This window comes from Paraeggerthella sp. Marseille-Q4926 (genome assembly GCF_916618935.1).
Classification (GTDB): domain Bacteria; phylum Actinomycetota; class Coriobacteriia; order Coriobacteriales; family Eggerthellaceae; genus Paraeggerthella; species Paraeggerthella hominis.
The window spans coordinates 635,406-654,627 of the sequence record NZ_CAKAKF010000003.1 but is presented as its reverse complement, the minus strand read 5'-3'; the positions used below and the strand labels follow the sequence as shown (position 1 = coordinate 654,627).

The following is a 19,222-nucleotide window of genomic DNA, read 5'->3' as shown; positions in this document are numbered from 1 at the left end:
GCGCAGGCGTGGGGGAGCGATTTTTACCGGTCAGCCGGGTTGATATGGAACAGCGAGGCTGGGACCAGGTTGATTTCGTGTACGTGTCGGGCGACGCGTACGTGGACCACCCTTCGTTTGGGACGGCCATCATCACGCGTTTGCTCGAGGCGCACGGGTACAAGGTGGGCGTTATCGCGCAGCCCGACTGGAACGATCCGGACAGCATCGCCGTGTTCGGGGAGCCGCGATTGGCGTTTTTCGTCTCGGCGGGCAACATGGATTCCATGGTCAACCACTACACGGTTGCGAAGAAGCGCCGCCGCACCGATGCGTACTCGCCGGGAGGCGAAGCGGGGAAGCGTCCGAACCATGCGGCGGTGGTCTACAGCAACCTGATACGGCGAACGTACAAGAAGGCTCCCATCGTGCTTGGCGGAATCGAAGCGAGCCTGCGGCGGATGGCGCATTACGATTACTGGTCGGACAAGCTCAAGCGGTCGATACTCCTTGACTCCGGCGCCGACCTGGTGTCGTACGGCATGGGGGAGCATTCGGTGGTGGAGATAGCCGACGCTTTGGCGGCGGGCCTTTCCATCGAGGACCTTACGTTCATCGACGGCACCGCGTATCGTGCGCGTTCCTTGGACCATGTGTACGATGCCGAGATGCTGCCGTCTTTCGATGATATGCAGGCCGACAAGCTGAATTACGCGCGCAGCTTTGCCGTGCAGTACCGAAACAGCGACCCGTTCACGGGCAAGCGTCTAGTGGAGCCGTATTCCGATCACGAGTTCGTGGTGCAGAACCCGCCTGCCGCCCCCTTGACCCAGGCGGAGCTGGATGCGGTGTCGCGGCTTCCGTTTGCGCGCACGTACCATCCGATGTACGAGAGCGCCGGCGGCGTTCCCGCCATCAAGGAAGTGAAGTTTAGCCTGACCAGCAACCGTGGGTGCTTCGGCGAATGCTCGTTTTGCGCGCTGACGTTTCATCAGGGTCGCATCGTGCAGGCTCGCAGCCATGAGTCGCTTGTGGCCGAGGCCGAGCTTATCGTGCAGGATCCCGACTTCAAGGGATACATTCACGACGTGGGCGGCCCGACGGCGAACTTTCGTGCGCCGGCCTGCGCCAAGCAGATGAAGCACGGAGCCTGCCTGGGAAAACGATGCCTGTTTCCCGACCCCTGCCGTCAACTGGAGGCTGATCACGAGGATTACTTGAAGCTGCTGCGCACGTTGCGCAAGCTGCCCGGCGTGAAGAAGGTGTTCGTGCGCTCGGGCATTCGCTTCGATTACGTGCTGGCGGACAAGGAGCACGGCGACGACTTCGTGCGGGAGTTGTGCGCGCACCATGTGAGCGGGCAGCTGCGCGTAGCCCCGGAGCACGTGTCGGACGCGGTGCTTTCGGTGATGGGCAAGCCTCGACACGCTGTGTACGATCGGTTCCTGGAGAAGTTCAACCAGGTCAATCGGCAGCTGGGGCTCAAGCAGTTCTCGGTGCCGTACCTTATGTCGTCGCATCCGGGATCGACGTTGGACGAGGCCATCGAGCTGGCCGAGTATTGTCGCGATCTGGGATACATGCCCGAGCAGGTTCAAGACTTCTATCCGACGCCCTCCACCATGTCGACCGCCATGTACTTTACGGGCGTGGATCCGCGCACGATGCAGCCTGTGTACGTGCCGAAGAAGCCGCATGAGAAGGCCTTACAGCGCGCGCTCATTCAGTATCGCGACCCGAAGAACCGCGCGTTGGTGCTTGAAGCTTTGCGACGCGCGGGGAGGATGGATTTGGTCGGGTACGGTCCTGCGTGTTTGGTGCGGCCCGACAAGGGCGAGCGGCAAAATCGTCCGAACAAGAAGGCGAAACCCGATGACGGGCGTCGAAGCAAGGGCTCTCGGGGGAAGGGTCCTGCAGCTCGGCGGTATTGAGCGCGCACGTGCTTCTCTGTTGTGGCACAATAGGCAAGATTTGTGCTGCGTCCGATTCCGGGCAGGCTAGCGGAGGGATTCGACAGACAGGGGTTTGACACGTGAGCGATAAAAACGCCGTGCCCACCATGGGCGCGCAAGACAGTCCGGACGCCGTGTACGATGCTCGTTCGCTGGGTGCGCCTAAAATGGCGCTGTTCGGCTTGCAGCACATGTTCGCTATGTTCGGGGCTACCATTTTGGTGCCCACGCTGACCGGGCTTTCGGTTTCGGCGACGCTTTTGTTCGCGGGCGTGGGGACGTTGCTGTTCCATCTGCTGTCCAAGGGGAAGGTTCCGGCGTTTCTCGGATCGTCGTTCGCGTTCATTGCCGGCTATGCGGCTATCGCTCCGAACGGCGAAGCCGATCTTCTGCCCTACGCTTGCCTGGGCGTTGCCTGCGCGGGCCTTTTGTACCTGGTGCTTTCGGCATTGTTCCGCGTGTTCGGGCCGACGCGCGTCATGCGCTTCTTCCCGCCGGTGGTGACCGGGCCTATCGTGATTTCCATCGGCTTGATTCTGGCGAGCTCTGCCATTGGCAACGCGTCGACGAACTGGCTTATTGCGCTGGTTGCCATTGCCATCATCGTGGTGGCGAATATCTGGGGTCGCGGCATGATGAAGATCATTCCCATCCTGCTGGGCGTGGTGGGGTCGTACCTGGTGGCTGCGCTTGCAGGCGAGGTTGACTTCTCCGGCGTTGCCCAGGCGTCCTGGATCGGTTTGCCGGTGCTGTGGGATAACACGGTGTTCTCGCTGTTCGGCTCTGGCTTCGATGCCGGTTTGGCCATTACCGCCATCATCACCATCATGCCGCTTGCGTTCGCCACCATGATCGAGCATATCGGCGACGTGTCGGCCATCAGCTCCACGTGCAATCGCAACTACATTGCCAATCCCGGGCTGCACCGCACGCTTCTAGGCGACGGCTTGGCCACTATCTTGGCATCGCTGTTCGGGGCTCCGGCCAACACGACGTACGGCGAGAACACGGGCGTGCTGGCGCTGACGCGGGTGTTCGATCCGCGCGTTGTTCGTATAGCCGCTTGCTTCGCCATCGCGTTTTCGTTCTGCCCGAAGTTCGCGGCGGTCATCGCTGCGATGCCGGCGTGCGTTATCGGCGGCGTGTCGCTGGTGCTGTACGGCATGATTTCCGCAGTGGGCATTCGCAACCTGGTGGAGAATCACGTGGACTTCATGAAGAGCCGCAACGTTTTGATCACGGCGCTCATCCTGGTGCTGTCGCTGGGCATCGCCTACAGCACTGCGGGTGCGATCGTGGTTCCCGTGGGCGGCGTGACCATCTCGTTGTCCGGTTTGGCCGTGGGCTCGGTCGTGGGCATCGTGTTGAACATGATCCTGCCGTGGGGCGACGACGAATCGAAGGGCGGCCAGGGGGCGGGCGGCGCCTTCGAGGAGCCGCTGCCTTTGGAAGCGCGTTTGGACGACGTGGGCGGATCGGGAAAGTAAGCCCTCTGCGCTTTTCGTTGGACGACCCGCGCCGGCGCTGTTGGCCGGGCGGGTCGTTTTTTGTTGCGACGATGGTCTTGCGACGCTCGCTTCAGCGGGTTGAGCGGCGCGCCTTCGAGCGAAGGCGCATGCGGAGGTGCTTTGCAACGAGCACGAGCGCAAGGACGCCGATGCCTATGAGCACGATGGTTCCGCCGGGCTTGAGCCCGAGTTCGTAGGAGACCGTCAGACCGATGGCGGTTATGGTCACGCCGATTCCGCAGGACAGGATGACGACCTGCTTCCAGCTGCGGGCTATGTGCAAGGCGCAGGCCACGGGCACCACCATCATCGACGAGACGATGAGCGCTCCGACGGTGCGGGCCGCAACGGACACGCAGAGCGCGGTGATCAGGATGAAGGCCGCGTTTACGGTTTTGGTGCGCACGCCCGCAAGGCGTGCAGCTCGTTCATCGAGCGTGACCAGGAACAGCTCTTTGCGCATGAGCGCGCACAGCAAGAGCACGGTTGCCCCCACGGCCGCTACGGCAAGCAGGTCGTCGTCGTTGACGGTGACGATGCTGCCGAACAGGAAGCTGGAGAAGCTGGCGGCGTTCGGGACGAATCCGGAAAGCACGCCGGCCAATCCGATTCCGCACGACATGACGATGGCGATGGCAAGCTCTGCGTGTCCCTCGAATCGACGCCGGATCACCTCGATGGCGCCGGCGGCTCCCAGGCAGGCGATGGTCGCCCCCAGCACGGGGTTGATTCCCGCGATGAGGCCGCCTGCTACGCCGGCCAAAGCGGTGTGGGAGAGCGCGTCGCCCATCATCGACAGGCGTTTAAGAACCACGACCACGCCTACGCACGGCACCGCGATGCCAAGGATCAAGCCGGCGACGAAGGCCCGCTGCATGAACAGGTACTCGAACATGGCACCTCCTCCTTGGTGGTGTTCAGGGGTTTTTCCTGTATCGTGCCGGACTCGAGCACGAGCATGCTCGCGTGCAAGCGGGGCAACCGCGCCCGATCGTGCGTGACGAGCAGCACGGTGGTTCCCCATGACGAGGCCGCCTCGCTGGCGATTCGCGCAAGGGTTTGCGCGCTGTCGTCGTCGAGGTTGCTCGTAGGCTCGTCGAGCACGAGCAGTTTCGGCTTCGCCACGATTGCGCGGGCCAGCAGCATACGCTGGAACTGTCCTCCGGAAAGCTCTCCTATCAGGTGCTGCTCGAATCCCGCCAGCCCAACTTGGCGCAGGGCATCAAGCGTTTTCGCTCGATGTGCGGGTCGGTAGGGGAGAAGCGCTTTCGATTCTGCATAGAGGCCGGCGCGAACCGTTTCGAACACGGTTGCAGGGAAGCGACGGTAGTCCGAAGGCGCTTGCTGAGGGACGTAGCCTACGTGCTGCCATGACTTGAACGATCGCGCGTCCTGCCCGAACAGCTGGATGGCGCCCTCGTTCGGGAAGAGCTCGGCAAGCAGCAGCTTGATCAAGGTTGATTTGCCGGATCCGTTTGCTCCGGCAAGCACGTAGAACCCGCCGGGCGCGAGCGTGAAGCTCGCGCCCTTGAGTACGGGCGAGGTTCGGTACGAGAACCGTACGTTGTCGAAAACGACTGCGGGATGAGGCGAAGATGCGGCGCGCTGGTTCACGAGAGCGCCTTGACCAGTTTGTCGAGGTTTTCCGTCATTACCGAGACATAATCCTGCCCCGCGTCGATTTGCTCTTGCGTCAAGCCTTCGAGCGGATTGAGCTGCTCGCATGAAGCGCCGCTCGCGTCGGCTATCGCCTGGGCTATTTTGGGGCTGACGAGTTCTTCGGAGAAAATCACGCTGACGTTGTTGGCTTTCACGAAGTCGACGATGCGCGCCATGTCCTTGGCGTTCGGCTCGGCATCCGCCTCCATGCCTTCAATGGGCATTTGGGTGAGACCGTAGGCATCGCACAGGTATCCGAAAGCCTGATGCGACACCACGATGGTCTTGTTCGGCACCGAGGAGAGCTTGGTTTCGTACGCTTTGTGCAGGTCGTCAAGCTTTTCAGACCAGGTTTGGTAGTTCGCTTCGTAGACGTCTTTGCCGTCGGGGTCGGCTTGCACGAGGGCATCTCGGATGTTCTTCATTTCTCGTTTTGCGTTTTCGGGGGCAAGCCACACATGGGGGTCGTATCGACCGTGGTCGGCGTCTTCGCCGTGCTCGTGCGCGTGGTCGTCGGCATGACCGTGGTCATGCTCGTCTTCCGAAGCAGCCGGAAGCAGCGCTATGCCGTCAGAAGCTGCAACGCTTACCAGGTGCTTGTTCTGAATGCTGTGGAGCACGTCGTGGGTCCAATGCTCCATTCCCGCTCCGTTGTACACGAACACGTTGGCGGACTCGATGGTTTTCATGTCGGCGGTCGAAGGCTCCCAATCGTGAGGTTCGGTTCCGGCGGGAACCAGGTTCGTGACCGTGACTCGGTCTCCTCCGATTTTCTGGGCGAAGTCGTACAAGGGGTAGAAGCTGGCTACCACGTGGACTTTTCGGGAGCCCTGATCGTCTTGCTGCGAGGCGGTTTGGGAGGAAGCGCATCCTGCGAGCATCGATGCGATCAAAAGCCCCAGCACTGCCAGGATGGCGATAAGGGGTGCAGGAGTTCGGGGCGCGTTTGCGGCGCGCTGAGAAAAGGCGTTCATATACGATCCTATCGTTTGAAGGAGAGGGTGTGGGTTGTGCGCGATGCACGGGTTGTGCGCGAGCGCGAAGAGTTGACCGATGCGCCGCGATGCATGCGGAGGATCAGATGTCCAGCCTTGTTTTCTGGTGGATGAGTGACCAGCAAGTTTCTAGAGAGGACGAGGGTTCGTTCGGATGCGCGAGGAACGACGGGCTTGTTTCGTATCCGAGCGTGCTTGCGCCTTCCGATGAGGCAAGGGCGAGCGCGGCGTGCCCGGATGCGACGAGGTGGCAGAGGGGGCATGCGTCGCCGGTGCATTCGTGGACCGCCTTGTCGGCGATGGTCAGGCTTGCGGTCAGGGAAACCAGGGCAAGGCTTGCTGCAATCATGCAGGCTGCGAGCCTTGAGCGCATGCTAGGTTGCATAGGGCCCCGATTCTTGGCGATCGCGCGCTTCGCATGCTGCGCACAGGCCGTACAGGACGGTTCTGCGCTGATCGATTTCAAAGCCATGGCGTTCTTTGACGTGGTGCGAAAACGATTGCAGCATCGAGCAGTCGAGCGGCAGCACCGCTTTGCAGCGAATGCACGAAAGCTGTCCCTGCCGATCTTGGTCGGTGCTGCGTGCGCGGTAGCGTGCGGCGGTTCCTTTGATGCCGGCAACTTTGACTACGGCTCCTTGGGCGACGGCTGCTTCGAGCGTGCGGTACACCGTGGTGCGGCCTATGGCTGATCCGTGGGATTTCAGGTTGCCCCAGACTTCGTCGACGGTGAGGAATTCGTCCGCATGCCGATCCATGCACTCGGCTACGAGCGCTTTCTGCTTGGTTCGATAGGCGGTTCGCGGAGTCACGGTCTCTCCTGAGTTGATCTGAAATCGAAATTAGATTCCAGAATATAGACAGAGCGCGCATGCCTGTCAAGGACGAGGAGGGGATGGACGCGTTGATGCGGCTCGATAGGTAGGACGTGAACGCGGTTCGCGGTTGAAGAAGCGGCGATTGCGAGGCGTTTCCGAGAGCATGGATTTTCTGTGTTGAACATGGTATGCTTTCCAATTAAAGTTAGCTATAACTAACATCGAAGCGTATGAACGCAGGGCGGATTTGTCCGCACGATTTCCCAAGAGAGAAGAGAGTTGCGTATGGAATCTATAGACAAGGCCGCCGCGCAGCGCGTGTACGTGCGCCTGATAGAGCCGGTGAGGGGGCGAATTGTCAAGAACATCGTGATAGCGGCGCTTTCCTCGCTGTGCGGGTTCGTTCCCTACTTCGCTATTACGCGCGTGGCGCAAATTTCGATTGTCGAAGGCGTGCCTTCGCTTGACGAACTTGCCTTCTGGGTGCTTCTGGCCGTTGCCGGCGCTGTAGCGGGAAGGATTTTGTTCGCGCTTGCCACGAGCAGCTGCCATTACGCTGATGCTGATTTCCGCGTGCACGTGCGCACCGTGCTGGTGGAGCATTTGGGCAAGGTTCCGCTGGGATGGTTCAGCGACAACAACTCGGCCCAGGTGAAGCAGGCTGCCACCGACGATGTGCTCAACTTGCATCAGTCGGTCGGGCATGCGCCGGTGGACGTGACCACGGCGCTGCTTTCCCCGCTTATCCCCCTGGTGTACCTGTTTACTGTGGACGCTCGATTTGCTTTGCTGGTCGTCGTCTACCTTGTTGCGGTGATTGGGGTGGCGTGGCCTTTCATGATGAAGGACTTCGGTCCGCTCAACAAGCAGTACAACGAGGCATTGGTCGAAGTGTCTTCGGCAAGCGTCGAGATGATCGACGGCATAGCCGTGGTGAAGACCTTCGGTTCGGCGAGCCGCGCCGGTGTGCGGTATCGAGAGGCGACGGCTGCGTTGGCCAAGATCTGCTACGAATGGACCAAGAGCACTTCCAATCCGTTTAGCCTGATTTCAGCTTTGTTCTCTCCTGCAACCATGTTGGTGGTCATGGCTGCCGCCACGCTGTTTTTCGTTTCGCAGGGCATCATAACGCTCGAACAGTGCATTCCGTTTCTGGTGCTGGGAGTGGGAATCCCTTCGGCGATTCTTGCCCTGTTCGTGTCGGTGCGCTTTTTGCAGCAGTCGGTTCAGGCTGCCGACCACCTTGCCACTGTCCTGGACGTTGCCCCGCTTGCAGAGCCGGAGAGCCCGCTGCCCGTGGGCGACGGTTCGCTGCATATCGACTTCGAGGACGTGTCGTTTGCGTACGGCCCGGACTCGCCTTTTGTTTTGGAGGGGATTGACGCCAAGCTTGAGCCGGGAACCGTGACGGCCTTGGTCGGCGACTCCGGAAGCGGCAAGACCACGTTCGCGCGTTTGGTCCCGCGATTCTGGGATCCGGTTTCGGGTGCGGTGCGCATGAACGGCACGCCGCTTTCCGATCTTGCCTCGAGCGATGTGCTGTCCCAGGTTGCCGTGGTGTTTCAGGACAGCATGCTGCTGCGCGCGAGCATTCGGGACAACATTTGCTTGGGAAAGCCCGGCGCAAGCGACGAGGACATGGTGGCGGCGGCGCGCAAGGCTCAGATTCACGAACGCATAGAGGAGCTTCCCTGCGGCTACGACACCGTGGTGGGAAGCGAGGGTGCCGACCTTTCGGGCGGCGAGGCGCAGCGCGTTGCCATCGCGCGCGCCATCGTGCAGGACGCTCCCATCTTGGTACTCGACGAGGCGACGGCGCATGCGGACCCCGAAAACGAAACGGCTATCCAAAGGGCGCTGACCGCCCTTGCGGCGGGGCGTACGACCATCGTGATTGCGCATAGGTTGGACACTATCGTGCATGCGGACCAGATTCTGGTGTTGAGCCGCGGTCGGATTATCGAGCGCGGTTGCCATGCGGAGCTTTTGGCGGCGGACGGTCATTATGCGGCATTGTGGAAGTCCCAGCAGGTGGATGCGATTGGAAAGGCCCCGCATGCCGATGCTGCTTCGTGCGGGACGGAATGCGCGGGCTCTTCGGAAGAGGGTTCGTTCGGAGGTGAGGACCGATGATAACCACTCAAATGGACAACCTGGTGGGCAAGCCTACCGGCGTGAAGCTGCAAGCGTTCTTGTACGTGCTGTGCGGTCTGTCGGAAGCGGCCATATACGTGGCGCTGCTTCCCTTGCTGCGATCGCTTGTTGCTGGCGACTACGCTGCAGCGGCGTACCTGCTGGTCCTGGCGGCCGCACTGGCGCTGCTGAACTGCGGAATTGGATTCTGGGCCGACAATCGCGGGTACCTCATCGGTATCGAGGAAGTGATGCATTCGCTTCAGGACAAGCTGGGCGATCATATCGTGCGCCTGCCGCTTGGCTGGTTCACGAAGGAGCGATCGGGTCAGGTTTCCACTCTGCTTACGAAGAACTTGCAGATGGCCATGAACATGCCAAGCGTATTCATGCGCCAAATGATCTTGGCCGTGACGACGCCTGCGGCGGTTTGCCTGCTGTTCTTCTTCATCGATTGGCGCATCGGCCTTGCATTCGTGATCATGGGGCCGTTCTTGTTCTGGGGCTCGCGTCGCATGGCGAAGGCTGCGGGAACGAACCATCGGGAAGAAGAGCGTTCGAGCGCCGAGGTTGCTGCGCGCGTGCTCGAATTCGCCCATGCCCAACCGGTTTTGCGCGCGACGAAGCGTTCGGTGGACGGATGGGACGTTTTGGAGCGAGCCTTCGAGGACGATCGTAAAGCGACGATCGACACGTTGCGAAAGTGCGCTGCTCCGGTTGGGCAATACACGCTGTTCGTGCAAGCCACGTTTGCCCTCGTGTTCGCGGTGTCTACGGTTTTGCTGGGCTGGGGGCAGATCGACGTCGCCTCGTACGTGTTCGTAGCCGTTCTTTCCTTGCGGTTCATCGACCCCTTGTCCTCGATCGGCCAGCAGGGCATGGCTTTGCGCGTGGCGAAGAACTCCCTGGACGAATCGGAAGAGATTCTGAACGAGGCTCCTCTGCCGGAGACGAAGAATCCTCGGATTCCAGCCGGTTCGCGCATCTCCTTCGACAATGTCGGGTTCTCCTACGATGGGACCCGCACGGTGCTGAAGGACGTGAGCTTGGTTTGCCCCGAGAACAGCCTTACGGCGCTGGTCGGGCCTTCGGGTTCCGGCAAAACGACTCTGACCCGGCTGGTTGCCCGATTCTGGGACGTGTCCAGCGGCAGCGTGAGCATTGGCGGCGTGGACGTGCGGGACATGCTGCCCGACGAACTGATGCGCCAGGTGTCGTTGGTGTTTCAGGATGTGTACCTGTTCGACGGCACCATTGAGGAGAACGTGCTGATCGGACGTCCTGACGCTTCTCCCGAAGAAGTTCGCCGAGCCGCACGCGCAGCCCGTTTGAACGAGGTGGCCGATCGTCTTGAGCAGGGATGGGACACGCCGGTCGGGGAGGGGGGCTGCCGCCTGTCGGGCGGCGAGCGCCAGCGCGTTGCCATTGCCCGCGCCCTTCTGAAAGATGCTCCCATCGTGCTGTTCGACGAGGCGACGGCAGCGCTCGACGCCGAGAACGAGGCGGCAATCGTGGAGGCCATGCACGAACTGGCGAAGGATCGCACGGTTATCGCGATCGCGCATCGCTTGTCCACCATTGCGGCAGCTGACCAGATAGCCGTTCTGGAGGATGGGCGGGTCACGCAACTGGGAATCCATGCCGAGTTGGTGCAGGTTCCCGGACGGTATCGGTCGTTCTGGCGCGAACGCGAACAAGCGGAAGGCTGGAGGCTGACCGACCGGGATTAGCGGTTGGGCCGGAGTCCGGCGGCGTGGGCGGCCGGGCTCCGAAGCTGTATGAACACATGACGTTTGAAAGTAGGATTGATATGGAACAGACAGCGAAAACACCCCCGAAAGCTCAGGGCGGGGCCGAGTCGCGAAGATGGGGCGTTAAGGAAGTGGTGACCGCGGTGCTGTTCAGCGCCTTGATCATCGTGATTCAGATTTCGATTGCTGCCATCAGCACGATCAACATCGATGTATCGATGGTTGCCAGCACGGCCATTTCCTCATTTGCCGTCGCGCCTTTGTACTTCCTCATGATCATGAGGGTCAACCGCTTCGGCACCACGATATTCCTTGCGGGTTTGACTTCGTTGGCGTTTTGCTTGATGGGCAATTACTGGTACATGATCCCGTTTTACTTTGCCGGCGGCTTGATCATCGAGCTGCTGTTTTTGCGCACGCCCGCTCTTCGGTCGAAGCCCAATTGCGTGGTGGGGGCGTGGACGACGTACAGCTCTTTGTACGTTCTGTCGTCCATTATTCCCATATATGTGAATTTGACCGCCTACATCCAAGAAACGCTGGAAGTCCGGCAAGTGGGGCAGGCGTACATCGACGCGTACCTTAAGTACTATACAAGCTGGGAGTGGCTGGTCGGCATTGTGGCGATCACCGCAATCGGAGGATTGCTGGGCGCGCTTGTGGGCAAGCGCCTTATGAAGAAGCACTTTGCGAAGGCGGGTGCTATCTAGCATGGGAGGAAATGCTCAAGGCAATCGGTTCGCTCGTGCGTCGGAGCCGCAGGTCATGCGTCTTGCTCCCGCTTGGAGCGAGGCGGGGTTTGCTATGGGCACCAAGGCCGCGGTGCTGGTTTTGACGGCGGTTGCGGTTTCGGTTGCGGGCAGTTCGCCGTTCACGCCTTTCCTGACTGGGATTTTGCTGGCCTACCTTGCCGTTGGCGGGCGGGCCGGCATGGCGCTCAAGCTGCTTGTCGCGTATGCGGTATTGGGCGGGGTGTACCTGCTGCTGGTGTATCTGAACGCCCGGATCTTGGTGTTTTCTCCGGTGCATCTGTATGCCGGCTTGAACTCGTATCCCGTTATGGTGGCGGCTCTTGCGGTAGCGCTCTCGCCGCCAGGCTTGATAAGCGCTGCGCTGGCAAGGGCGCGCGTTCCCAAGAAGTTCATCGTGGGCGCGCTTGTTTTGCTGCGATTTCCTCCGACGGTTCGCTCGAGCGTCCATCGTTTGCGCGAGTCGTGCAGAAGGCGCGGCGTGCTTTCGCTGCGCTGCGTGGCGGGCGATCCTGTTCAGGCGTTCGAGCACGTTCTGGTTCCCCTGATGTTTTCGCTGGTGGATAGCGCGGATCGGCTGTCGTCTTCGGCTGTTGCTCGTGCGGCCGAGGCTCCGACGCGGCGAACGAGTTACTATCGCAGCCCCGTGAAGCTTGCGGATGCGGTGTGTTTGGTTGTGTTCACGGCGGCGATTGCCGCCTATGTTTGGCTTTCGTGAGGAGCGTGGATGAGGATGCAGGAAGATCCTATTGCGCAGCTTGTGCAGGTGCGCTTTTCGTATCTTGATGCGCCCGAGACGCTTCACGGCGTGGACTTGAGCGTGAAGCCCGGGGAATGCGTGGTGCTGATGGGCGCATCGGGCAGCGGGAAGACGACGGTCGTGCGAATTCTGAACGGGCTGGCCGGAGGGTACTATCGTGGGGACGTTTCCGGCGAGGTGTTCCTGGGCGGCCGTTTTGCGCGCGATCTTGCGGCTTGGCAGCGATCCGAGCTGGTTGGCAGCGTGTTCCAGGACCCGGCGACCCAGTTTTTCTCCAGCCAGCTTGCCGGAGAGGTTGCGTTCGGCTGCGAGAACATCGGGTATCCCCACGCCGAAGTGGTGAGCCGAACCGACGCGGCTATTCGGTGCTTGGGGCTGAACGATCTGCGCAGGATTCCCGTGGATCAGCTTTCGAGCGGGCAGAAGCAGCGCGTGGCCATTGCGTCTGCTTTGGCTCCCGCGCCGCGCATCGTTGCTATGGACGAGCCGTCCGCCAACCTTGACGAAGCTGCCGCCCAAGAGCTGGGCGCCGTATTGATGGACTTGAAGCGGCAAGGGTACGCGTTGGTGGTGGCGGAGCATCGCATTGCCTATCTGATGGATTGCGCCGATCGGTTCTGCTATATGGAGCACGGGGAAATGAAGGCGGTGCTGTCGCGATCAGACGTATTGGGCATGTCCGATGCCGAGCGCGCTGCGATGGGCGTGCGCAGCCCGACTCCCGTGCGGCGCCCTCTTTTGCATGCGCCCGGCTTCGAGGCGGAGGATTCTTCGACCGTGCGTTCGGAAGAGGCTTCGAAGGGTGCACGTCCAGCGCCAGAACCGGCTGTGTTGGACGTGCGCGACTTAACGGTTTCCCGCGGAAGGAAGGTTCTTTTTTCGGGAGCTTGCTTCGAGGTGCGTTCGGGGCAGATTCTCGCGCTTACGGGAAGCAACGGCGTGGGGAAGACCAGCCTTGCTCAGGTTGTTGTTGGGCTGCGGCGACCCGATGCGGGCGAGGTGCGCATAGGCGGCGCGGCGCTTTCCCGGCGAAGATTGCGCGAACGGGTTTGGTACAGCCCCAACGACGTGAGCATGGAGTTCTTTGCGGCGCGCGTTGACCAGGAGCTGCTGCTGTTCGTTGAGAAAAGCGAGGAGCGCGCGGCGTATGCCGAGCGCATACTCGAGCGGTTGGGCCTCGATGGGCTCCGGGACCGTCATCCCGCTTCGTTGTCGGGCGGGCAGAAGCAGCGATTGTCCATTGCGTGCGGGTTGGTTTCGCGTCGATCGGTGCTCATGCTGGATGAGCCTACCAGCGGCCTGGATGCTGTCAGCATGCGCAAGCTGGCCGATGCTTTGCGATGCGCGGCCGACGAGGGCGCTGCGGTTGTGGTGGTGACGCACGACAACGAGTTCATGCGCGCGTGCTGCACGCATCGGTTCGACCTGGAAGGGCTGGTTGCGTAAGGCTTGCTGTCGAGCCGGGGATGGGGGCGGGCTGTGGTTGGGCAGCGAGCGGAGCGGGCGCTGCCGGAAGCTTGGGGTTTGGGCTGCGAACCGACCTTCGTCGGCGGTGCGTTCCTCCCTTGTGCGCATGTTGTGAAGCGCATAGCAAAATGGCATAGATGCAGTATCATATCCGCAAGACCTTATCAGTAATCAATATCATTAGTGGATAGGAGCTCAGCATGTCTATGATCAACAAAGAGGTAGCTGATTTCAGCGTGCAGGCGTTTCAGGATGGCGAATTCAAGACGGTGACCAAGGACGACGTCCTGGGCAAGTGGAGCGTGTTCTTCTTCTACCCGGCCGACTTCACGTTCGTGTGTCCCACCGAGCTTGAGGACCTGGCCAACAAGTACGACGAGTTCAAGGCCGCCGGGTGCGAGATCTACTCCGTTTCCACGGACACCCATTTCGTGCATAAGGCGTGGCACGACGCTTCCGAGCGCATTCAGAAGATCCAGTACCCCATGCTGGCCGACCCGACGCATGCTCTGGCGCGCGACTTCGAGGTGCTTATCGAAGAGGACGGCCTGGCCGAGCGAGGAAGCTTCATCGTGAACCCCGACGGCAAGATCGTCGCGTACGAAGTGACCGCGGGCAACGTGGGCCGCAACGCCGACGAGCTGTTCCGTCGCGTGCAGGCCAGCCAGTTCGTGGCCGAGCACGGCGACGAGGTGTGCCCTGCGAAGTGGCAACCCGGCGCTGAAACGCTCAAGCCCAGCTTGGACCTGGTCGGTCAGCTGTAGTTCTTCCGAATATGGCGAACGAGCAGACGCTTTACGACGCCGTCATCGTTGGCGGTGGGCCTGCGGGGCTCACCGCCGCGTTGTACCTGGCCCGGGCCCGCTACCGGGTGATCGTCGTCGAGCAAGATCATTTTGGCGGGCAGATAACCATTACCTCGGAGATCGTAAACTATCCTGGCGTGCCGAGCTCGAGCGGCAAGGAGCTTGCGGAGTCCATGCGCAGCCAAGCCGAAGCGTTCGGCGCGGAGTTCTTGCTGGCCGAGGCGGTGGGCGTTGATCTGGAAGGCGACGTGAAAACCGTGCGCACCACGCGCGGCGACCTGCAGTGCTTTGCCGTGCTGCTTGCCACGGGCGCGCATCCTCGTCGCGTGGGCTTTGCGGGCGAAGACGCGTTCCAAGGGCGCGGGGTGGCGTACTGCGCCACCTGCGACGGCGAGTTCTTCCAGGACAAGGAAGTGTTCGTGGTGGGCGGCGGCTACGCGGCCGCCGAGGAGAGCGTGTTTCTGACCAAGTACGCGACGCACGTGACCATCCTCATGGTTACGGATGATTTCACCTGTGCCTCTTCGGTTGCCGACGAGGCGCGTGCCCACGACAAGATAACGGTGCTGCCCCATACGCAGCTGGAGGAAGTTTCGGGCGACGACGCCGTTCGGTGCGTGCGCTATCGCGACACTGCAACCGGCGAGGTGACGAAGCGTTGCGCCTCCGAGGGCGATTCGTTCGGCGTGTTCGTGTTCGCCGGATACGAGCCTGCAACCGAGCTGGTGCGCGAGGCGGCGGAGGTTGACGAATTCGGCTACATCGTGACCGACCGATCGCAGCGCACGAGCGTCGAGGGCTTGTACGCTGCAGGCGACGTGTGCGTAAAGGCGCTGCGCCAAGTGGTTACGGCTACGGGCGAGGCTGCGCTTGCCGCCACGGAAATGGAGCGCTACGTGGCCGCGATGCAGGAGCGGACGGGCTTGGTTCCCGTGCGGCCCGATCGTGCGACGGCACGGGCGGCAAGCTTGCCCGTTGCCGCGAATGCGTCTCAAGAGGGCGGCGGCCTGTTCGACCAGGCGGCTCGCGCGCAGTTGGATGCGGTGTTCGGGCGCATGGAGAGCTCGCTTGTGCTGCGTCTTTCGCTAGGCGAAGGCGCTGCGTCCGAAGAGCTTCGAGCTTACATGGAGGAGCTTGCGCGTTTGACGGACAAGCTGTCGGTCGAGGTGAGCGAGGATGCGGGTGAAGAGGCCGAAGCCCCGTGCGTGCGGGTGCATCGGGCGGACGGGACTGCGACGGGCCTGGCGTTCCACGGCGTTCCCGGAGGCCACGAGTTCACCTCGTTCGTGTTGGGCTTGTACAACGCCGCGGGTCCGGGGCAGCCTATCGACGACGAGTCGCGCGAGGCTATCGCGGCGATCTCTCGGCCGATCGACCTGAAGGTGCTGGTTTCGCTTTCGTGCACGATGTGCCCGGACGCGGTGGTGGCCGCGCAGCGTATCGCGGCGGAGAACCCTCACGTGCGCGCGGATGTGTACGATTTGAACCACTTCCCGGACTTGAAGGAGCGCTTCAACGTAATGAGCGTGCCGTGCGTCGTGATGAACGACGGCGAACGCGTGAGCTTCGGCAAGAAGAACCTGGGGACTCTGCTCGACTTGGTGGGCTAGTCGGCAGGCGGGGCGACCCGACCGTGATCTGCGCTCTGGCAACGGGCTCGTCGGAGCGCAGATCACGGTCGGGTCGTTGTGCTTTGGGCAGAGACATGCGGGAAAGGGTGCGATTTTGGCGCTCCACCTGGAGGATCGGCCAGCTCAACGTTCGATTTTCTTCGCGGGCCCTTCGGATCCTCGTCGCACCGATAGCGTGTGTTGCCTATTCGTTCCCCAATATGTTGTGATTTTAGCAACATATCGTGCTAGGATGGATGTTCCAACCGCAAGAGTGCAAAGGACACGGACCATCATGCAGATTTCCAAACGCAACGGCACGACGGAGCCGTACGACGCCGGCAAGATCAAGCGCGCCATGGGCGCGGCGTTCCGCAGCGTGGGCAGCGCTTTGACCGATGACGAGGCGGTGCGTCTCGTGGCGAACGTCGAACGCGCTATGGAGGCCGTTTCTCGCGACGGCGCCGTTGCCGTTGAAGACGTGCAGGACTTGGTGGAGCGCGCTCTTATGGAGGCCAATTATTACCAAGAGCTGAAAAGCTACATCCTGTATCGCGAAGAGCGCGCGCGCAAACGGATGGCGCGCGAGAAGCTGTGCGCGCAGCTCGCGGGCGTTTCCGGCTTGGCCGAGGCGCTTGCCGCCGCGCAAAAAGAGTTTCCCGAGGAGGAATACGAGCTTGCGCATTTGCAGGCGAAGTTCCAGTCGTTCGCGAAGCCCGAGGCTTCGGACGACCAGAAGCTTGCCATGCTCATCAAGGCGGCGGTCGAGCTGACCACGCAGGAGGCTCCGCGGTGGGAGATGATTGCCGCGCGCCTGCTCATGCTTCAATTCGAGCGTGCGCTTGCCGAGCGCATGGCCGTGCGCCGCATTGACGGCTTCGCGCAAAAGGTTGCCTACCTTGCGGAAGAGGGCCTGTACGGCGACTACATCCTGCAAAGCTACACGCCGGCCGAACTGGATGAAGCCGCGGCGTTCATCGATCTTCGCCGCAACGACCTGTTCACGTACGCGGGTTTGCAGCTGCTGCTTGATCGCTACGTCATTCGCACTCATCAAGGCGCGCCGCTCGAATCGCCGCAAGAGATGTTTTTGGGCATTGCGCTGCACCTGGCTATGAAGGAGCGCGTGGAGGACCGCATGCAGTGGGTGCGTCGGTTTTACGACATGCTGTCCACACTCAAGGTGACCATGGCTACGCCCACGTTGTCGAACGCGCGCAAGCCGTTTCATCAGCTGTCGTCGTGCTTTATCGATACGGTGCCCGACAGTTTGGACGGCATCTACCGCAGCATCGACAACTTCGCGAAGGTGAGCAAGTACGGCGGCGGAATGGGCTTGTACTTCGGCAAGGTGCGCGCTTCGGGCAGCGCCATCCGCGGGTTCGACGGTGCGGCCGGCGGCGTTATCCGGTGGATTCGCCTGGCTAACGATACGGCGGTGGCGGTCGATCAGCTGGGCATGCGCCAGGGCGCCGTGGCGGTGTACCTGGATGCGTGGCATCGCGATCTGCCGGAGTTTCTTGCGTTGCGCACGAACAACGGCGATGATCGCATGAAGGCGCACGACGTGTTCCCGGCCGTGTGCTATCCCGACTACTTTTGGCAGCAGGCGCGCGATAACATCGAAGGCGACTGGTATCTCATGTGCCCGCACGAGATTCTTGCGGTGAAGGGCTACGCGCTGGAGGACTGCTTCGGCGAGGAATGGACGCGCAAGTACTTGGAATGCGTGGCCGACGCGCGCATCAAGAAGCGGGTCATTCCCATCAAGGATGTCATCCGGCTGATCATCAAGAGCGCGGTGGAAACGGGAACGCCGTTCACGTTTAACCGCGATGCGGTGAACCGAGCGAACCCGAACAAGCATCGGGGCGTGATCTATTGCAGCAACCTGTGCACCGAGATCGCGCAGAACATGGAGGCCATCGAGCAGATCGAGCAGCGCATCGAAGACGTTGACGGCCAGCAGGTGGTAGTGACGGTGACGAAGCCCGGAGCGTTTGTGGTGTGCAACCTGGCAAGCTTGTCGCTGGGGCATATCGACATGGACGATGCGCGCGAATTGACGCAGATCACCGAGAGCGCGGTGCGCGCGCTGGACAACGTCATCGACCTCAACTTCTTCCCGGTGCCGTACGCGCAGATCAGCAACCGCCAGTACCGACCCGTGGGCTTGGGTGTGAGCGGCTACCATCATCTGCTGGCGAAAAACGGCATTCGATGGGAAAGCGAGGAGCACTTGGCGTTCGCTGATCGCGTGTTCGGCGACGTGCATTACGCTGCGGTGCGCGCCAGCTGCGCCATCGCGCAGGAAAAGGGCTCGTACAAGTTCTTCGAGGGGAGCGGTTGGCAGACCGGCGAGTATTTTCTCGACAGGGGCTTGACCGACGGGCGCTGGGCGGACCTTGCGCGCGACGTGGCCGAGCACGGCCTTCGCAACGGCTACCTTCTGGCCGTGGCGCCCACCAGTTCCACGAGCATCATTGCCGGTACCACGGCGGGACTTGATCCGGTTATGAACCGCTACTTTTTGGAGGAGAAGAAAAACGGGCTCATGCCGCGCGTTGCGCCCGAGCTGTCGGTGGACACGTTCTGGTATTACAAGAACGCCCATCTTATCGATCAGACGTGGTCGGTGCGCGCGTGCGGCGCGCGTCAGCGCCATATCGACCAAGCGCAGAGCATGAACTTGTACATCACGAACGAGTACACGTTCCGCCGCGTGCTCGACCTGTATCTTCTGGCTTGGGAAGAGGGCGTGAAAACCATCTACTACGTGCGTTCGAAGAGCTTGGAAGTGGAAGAGTGCGAAGCGTGCTCGTCGTGATGGTTCCGTCGGCCTGTCGGCCGCCGGAACCTGCCGACGCTGCGGGGCGCCCTGGTACCCGATCTCGCGGCGAGACCGAGGCCTCGCGTACCGAAGTACGCTTCGCCCTCGCTCTCCCCACGATCTCGGGCACCCTGGTGCCCCTCGCTGACCTACTGCGCCAACCTGCGCGTTTGATATGCGCCCTGCGGGCGCATGGAAGGAGATA

General features: G+C 61.6%; 15 protein-coding genes. 10 read left to right on the top strand and 5 right to left on the bottom strand.

Annotated elements, in window-relative coordinates; genetic code table 11:
• Positions 1 to 8 precede the first annotated feature (8 nt).
• Together LG373_RS08120 and LG373_RS08115 are read left to right on the top strand one after the other, a co-directional pair.
• A complete protein-coding gene (locus LG373_RS08120) occupies positions 9 to 1,910 on the top strand; it encodes a YgiQ family radical SAM protein (RefSeq protein WP_225749501.1) in 1,902 nt (633 codons plus the stop codon).
• 128 nt (positions 1,911 to 2,038) lie between these two features.
• Positions 2,039 to 3,418, top strand: coding sequence for a uracil-xanthine permease family protein (locus tag LG373_RS08115; RefSeq protein WP_370632889.1), 1,380 nt, complete (start codon positions 2,039 to 2,041; stop codon positions 3,416 to 3,418).
• 91 nt (positions 3,419 to 3,509) lie between these two features.
• Here the strand turns inward: LG373_RS08115 and LG373_RS08110 are convergent, their stop codons facing one another.
• From LG373_RS08110 to LG373_RS08090, 5 genes are all read right to left on the bottom strand, one after another.
• Positions 3,510 to 4,334, bottom strand: coding sequence for a metal ABC transporter permease (locus LG373_RS08110; protein WP_225749499.1), 825 nt, complete (start codon positions 4,332 to 4,334; stop codon positions 3,510 to 3,512).
• Positions 4,289 to 5,053, bottom strand: coding sequence for a metal ABC transporter ATP-binding protein (locus tag LG373_RS08105; RefSeq protein WP_225749498.1), 765 nt, complete (start codon positions 5,051 to 5,053; stop codon positions 4,289 to 4,291). The genes LG373_RS08110 and LG373_RS08105 overlap by 46 nt, the downstream gene beginning before the upstream one ends.
• Entirely contained in the window at positions 5,050 to 6,072 is a 1,023-nt protein-coding gene (locus LG373_RS08100) for a metal ABC transporter substrate-binding protein (protein ID WP_114567531.1), read from the bottom strand. Before LG373_RS08100 ends, LG373_RS08105 begins: the two co-directional genes overlap by 4 nt.
• Before the next feature lie 103 nt (positions 6,073 to 6,175).
• Positions 6,176 to 6,442, bottom strand: a complete 267-nt coding sequence (locus LG373_RS08095) for a hypothetical protein (protein ID WP_114567530.1) — start codon at positions 6,440 to 6,442, stop codon at positions 6,176 to 6,178.
• Positions 6,443 to 6,467: 25 nt separating this feature from the next.
• Positions 6,468 to 6,905 (bottom strand): Fur family transcriptional regulator, encoded by a 438-nt coding sequence (locus LG373_RS08090; RefSeq protein WP_123192018.1) that lies wholly within the window; start codon positions 6,903 to 6,905, stop codon positions 6,468 to 6,470.
• Positions 6,906 to 7,196: 291 nt separating this feature from the next.
• Here LG373_RS08090 and LG373_RS08085 point away from each other — a divergent pair, with 291 nt between their 5' ends.
• From LG373_RS08085 to LG373_RS08050, 8 genes are all read left to right on the top strand, one after another.
• Positions 7,197 to 9,044, top strand: a complete 1,848-nt coding sequence (locus LG373_RS08085; protein ID WP_225749497.1) for an ABC transporter ATP-binding protein — start codon at positions 7,197 to 7,199, stop codon at positions 9,042 to 9,044.
• Entirely contained in the window at positions 9,041 to 10,774 is a 1,734-nt protein-coding gene (locus LG373_RS08080) for an ABC transporter ATP-binding protein (protein ID WP_225749496.1), read from the top strand. Before LG373_RS08085 ends, LG373_RS08080 begins: the two co-directional genes overlap by 4 nt.
• An 80-nt stretch (positions 10,775 to 10,854) precedes the next feature.
• Positions 10,855 to 11,505, top strand: a complete 651-nt coding sequence (locus tag LG373_RS08075; protein ID WP_225749495.1) for an MptD family putative ECF transporter S component — start codon at positions 10,855 to 10,857, stop codon at positions 11,503 to 11,505.
• A 1-nt stretch (position 11,506) separates the two neighbouring features.
• Positions 11,507 to 12,262 carry an energy-coupling factor transporter transmembrane component T gene (locus LG373_RS08070; protein WP_225749494.1) on the top strand — a complete coding sequence of 252 codons (756 nt, stop codon included), beginning with the start codon at positions 11,507 to 11,509 and terminating at the stop codon, positions 12,260 to 12,262.
• 9 nt (positions 12,263 to 12,271) lie between these two features.
• Positions 12,272 to 13,750 carry an ABC transporter ATP-binding protein gene (locus LG373_RS08065; RefSeq protein ID WP_225749493.1) on the top strand — a complete coding sequence of 493 codons (1,479 nt, stop codon included), beginning with the start codon at positions 12,272 to 12,274 and terminating at the stop codon, positions 13,748 to 13,750.
• Between the two features lie 221 nt (positions 13,751 to 13,971).
• Positions 13,972 to 14,535, top strand: a complete 564-nt coding sequence (gene ahpC, locus LG373_RS08060) for an alkyl hydroperoxide reductase subunit C (protein ID WP_225749492.1) — start codon at positions 13,972 to 13,974, stop codon at positions 14,533 to 14,535.
• Positions 14,536 to 14,546: 11 nt separating this feature from the next.
• A complete protein-coding gene (locus LG373_RS08055) occupies positions 14,547 to 16,187 on the top strand; it encodes an FAD-dependent oxidoreductase (RefSeq protein WP_225749491.1) in 1,641 nt (546 codons plus the stop codon).
• A 295-nt stretch (positions 16,188 to 16,482) separates the two neighbouring features.
• On the top strand, positions 16,483 to 19,014 hold the full coding sequence (locus LG373_RS08050; RefSeq protein ID WP_225749490.1) for a ribonucleoside-diphosphate reductase subunit alpha: 2,532 nt from the start codon (positions 16,483 to 16,485) through the stop codon (positions 19,012 to 19,014).
• The last annotated feature ends 208 nt before the right edge of the window (positions 19,015 to 19,222 follow it).

Excerpts from the sequence above, each read along its gene's own strand:
- LG373_RS08050 (WP_225749490.1), top strand. The coding sequence starts at position 16,483 with ATGCAGATTTCCAAACGCAACGGCACGACGGAGCCGTACGACGCCGGC.
- LG373_RS08100 (WP_114567531.1), bottom strand. The coding sequence starts at position 6,072 with ATGAACGCCTTTTCTCAGCGCGCCGCAAACGCGCCCCGAACTCCTGCA.
- ahpC (WP_225749492.1), top strand. The coding sequence starts at position 13,972 with ATGTCTATGATCAACAAAGAGGTAGCTGATTTCAGCGTGCAGGCGTTT.
- LG373_RS08065 (WP_225749493.1), top strand. The coding sequence starts at position 12,272 with ATGAGGATGCAGGAAGATCCTATTGCGCAGCTTGTGCAGGTGCGCTTT.
- LG373_RS08080 (WP_225749496.1), top strand. The coding sequence starts at position 9,041 with ATGATAACCACTCAAATGGACAACCTGGTGGGCAAGCCTACCGGCGTG.
- LG373_RS08115 (WP_370632889.1), top strand. The coding sequence starts at position 2,039 with ATGGGCGCGCAAGACAGTCCGGACGCCGTGTACGATGCTCGTTCGCTG.
- LG373_RS08070 (WP_225749494.1), top strand. The coding sequence starts at position 11,507 with ATGGGAGGAAATGCTCAAGGCAATCGGTTCGCTCGTGCGTCGGAGCCG.
- LG373_RS08110 (WP_225749499.1), bottom strand. The coding sequence starts at position 4,334 with ATGTTCGAGTACCTGTTCATGCAGCGGGCCTTCGTCGCCGGCTTGATC.
- LG373_RS08095 (WP_114567530.1), bottom strand. The coding sequence starts at position 6,442 with ATGATTGCAGCAAGCCTTGCCCTGGTTTCCCTGACCGCAAGCCTGACC.
- LG373_RS08085 (WP_225749497.1), top strand. The coding sequence starts at position 7,197 with ATGGAATCTATAGACAAGGCCGCCGCGCAGCGCGTGTACGTGCGCCTG.
- LG373_RS08055 (WP_225749491.1), top strand. The coding sequence starts at position 14,547 with ATGGCGAACGAGCAGACGCTTTACGACGCCGTCATCGTTGGCGGTGGG.
- LG373_RS08075 (WP_225749495.1), top strand. The coding sequence starts at position 10,855 with ATGGAACAGACAGCGAAAACACCCCCGAAAGCTCAGGGCGGGGCCGAG.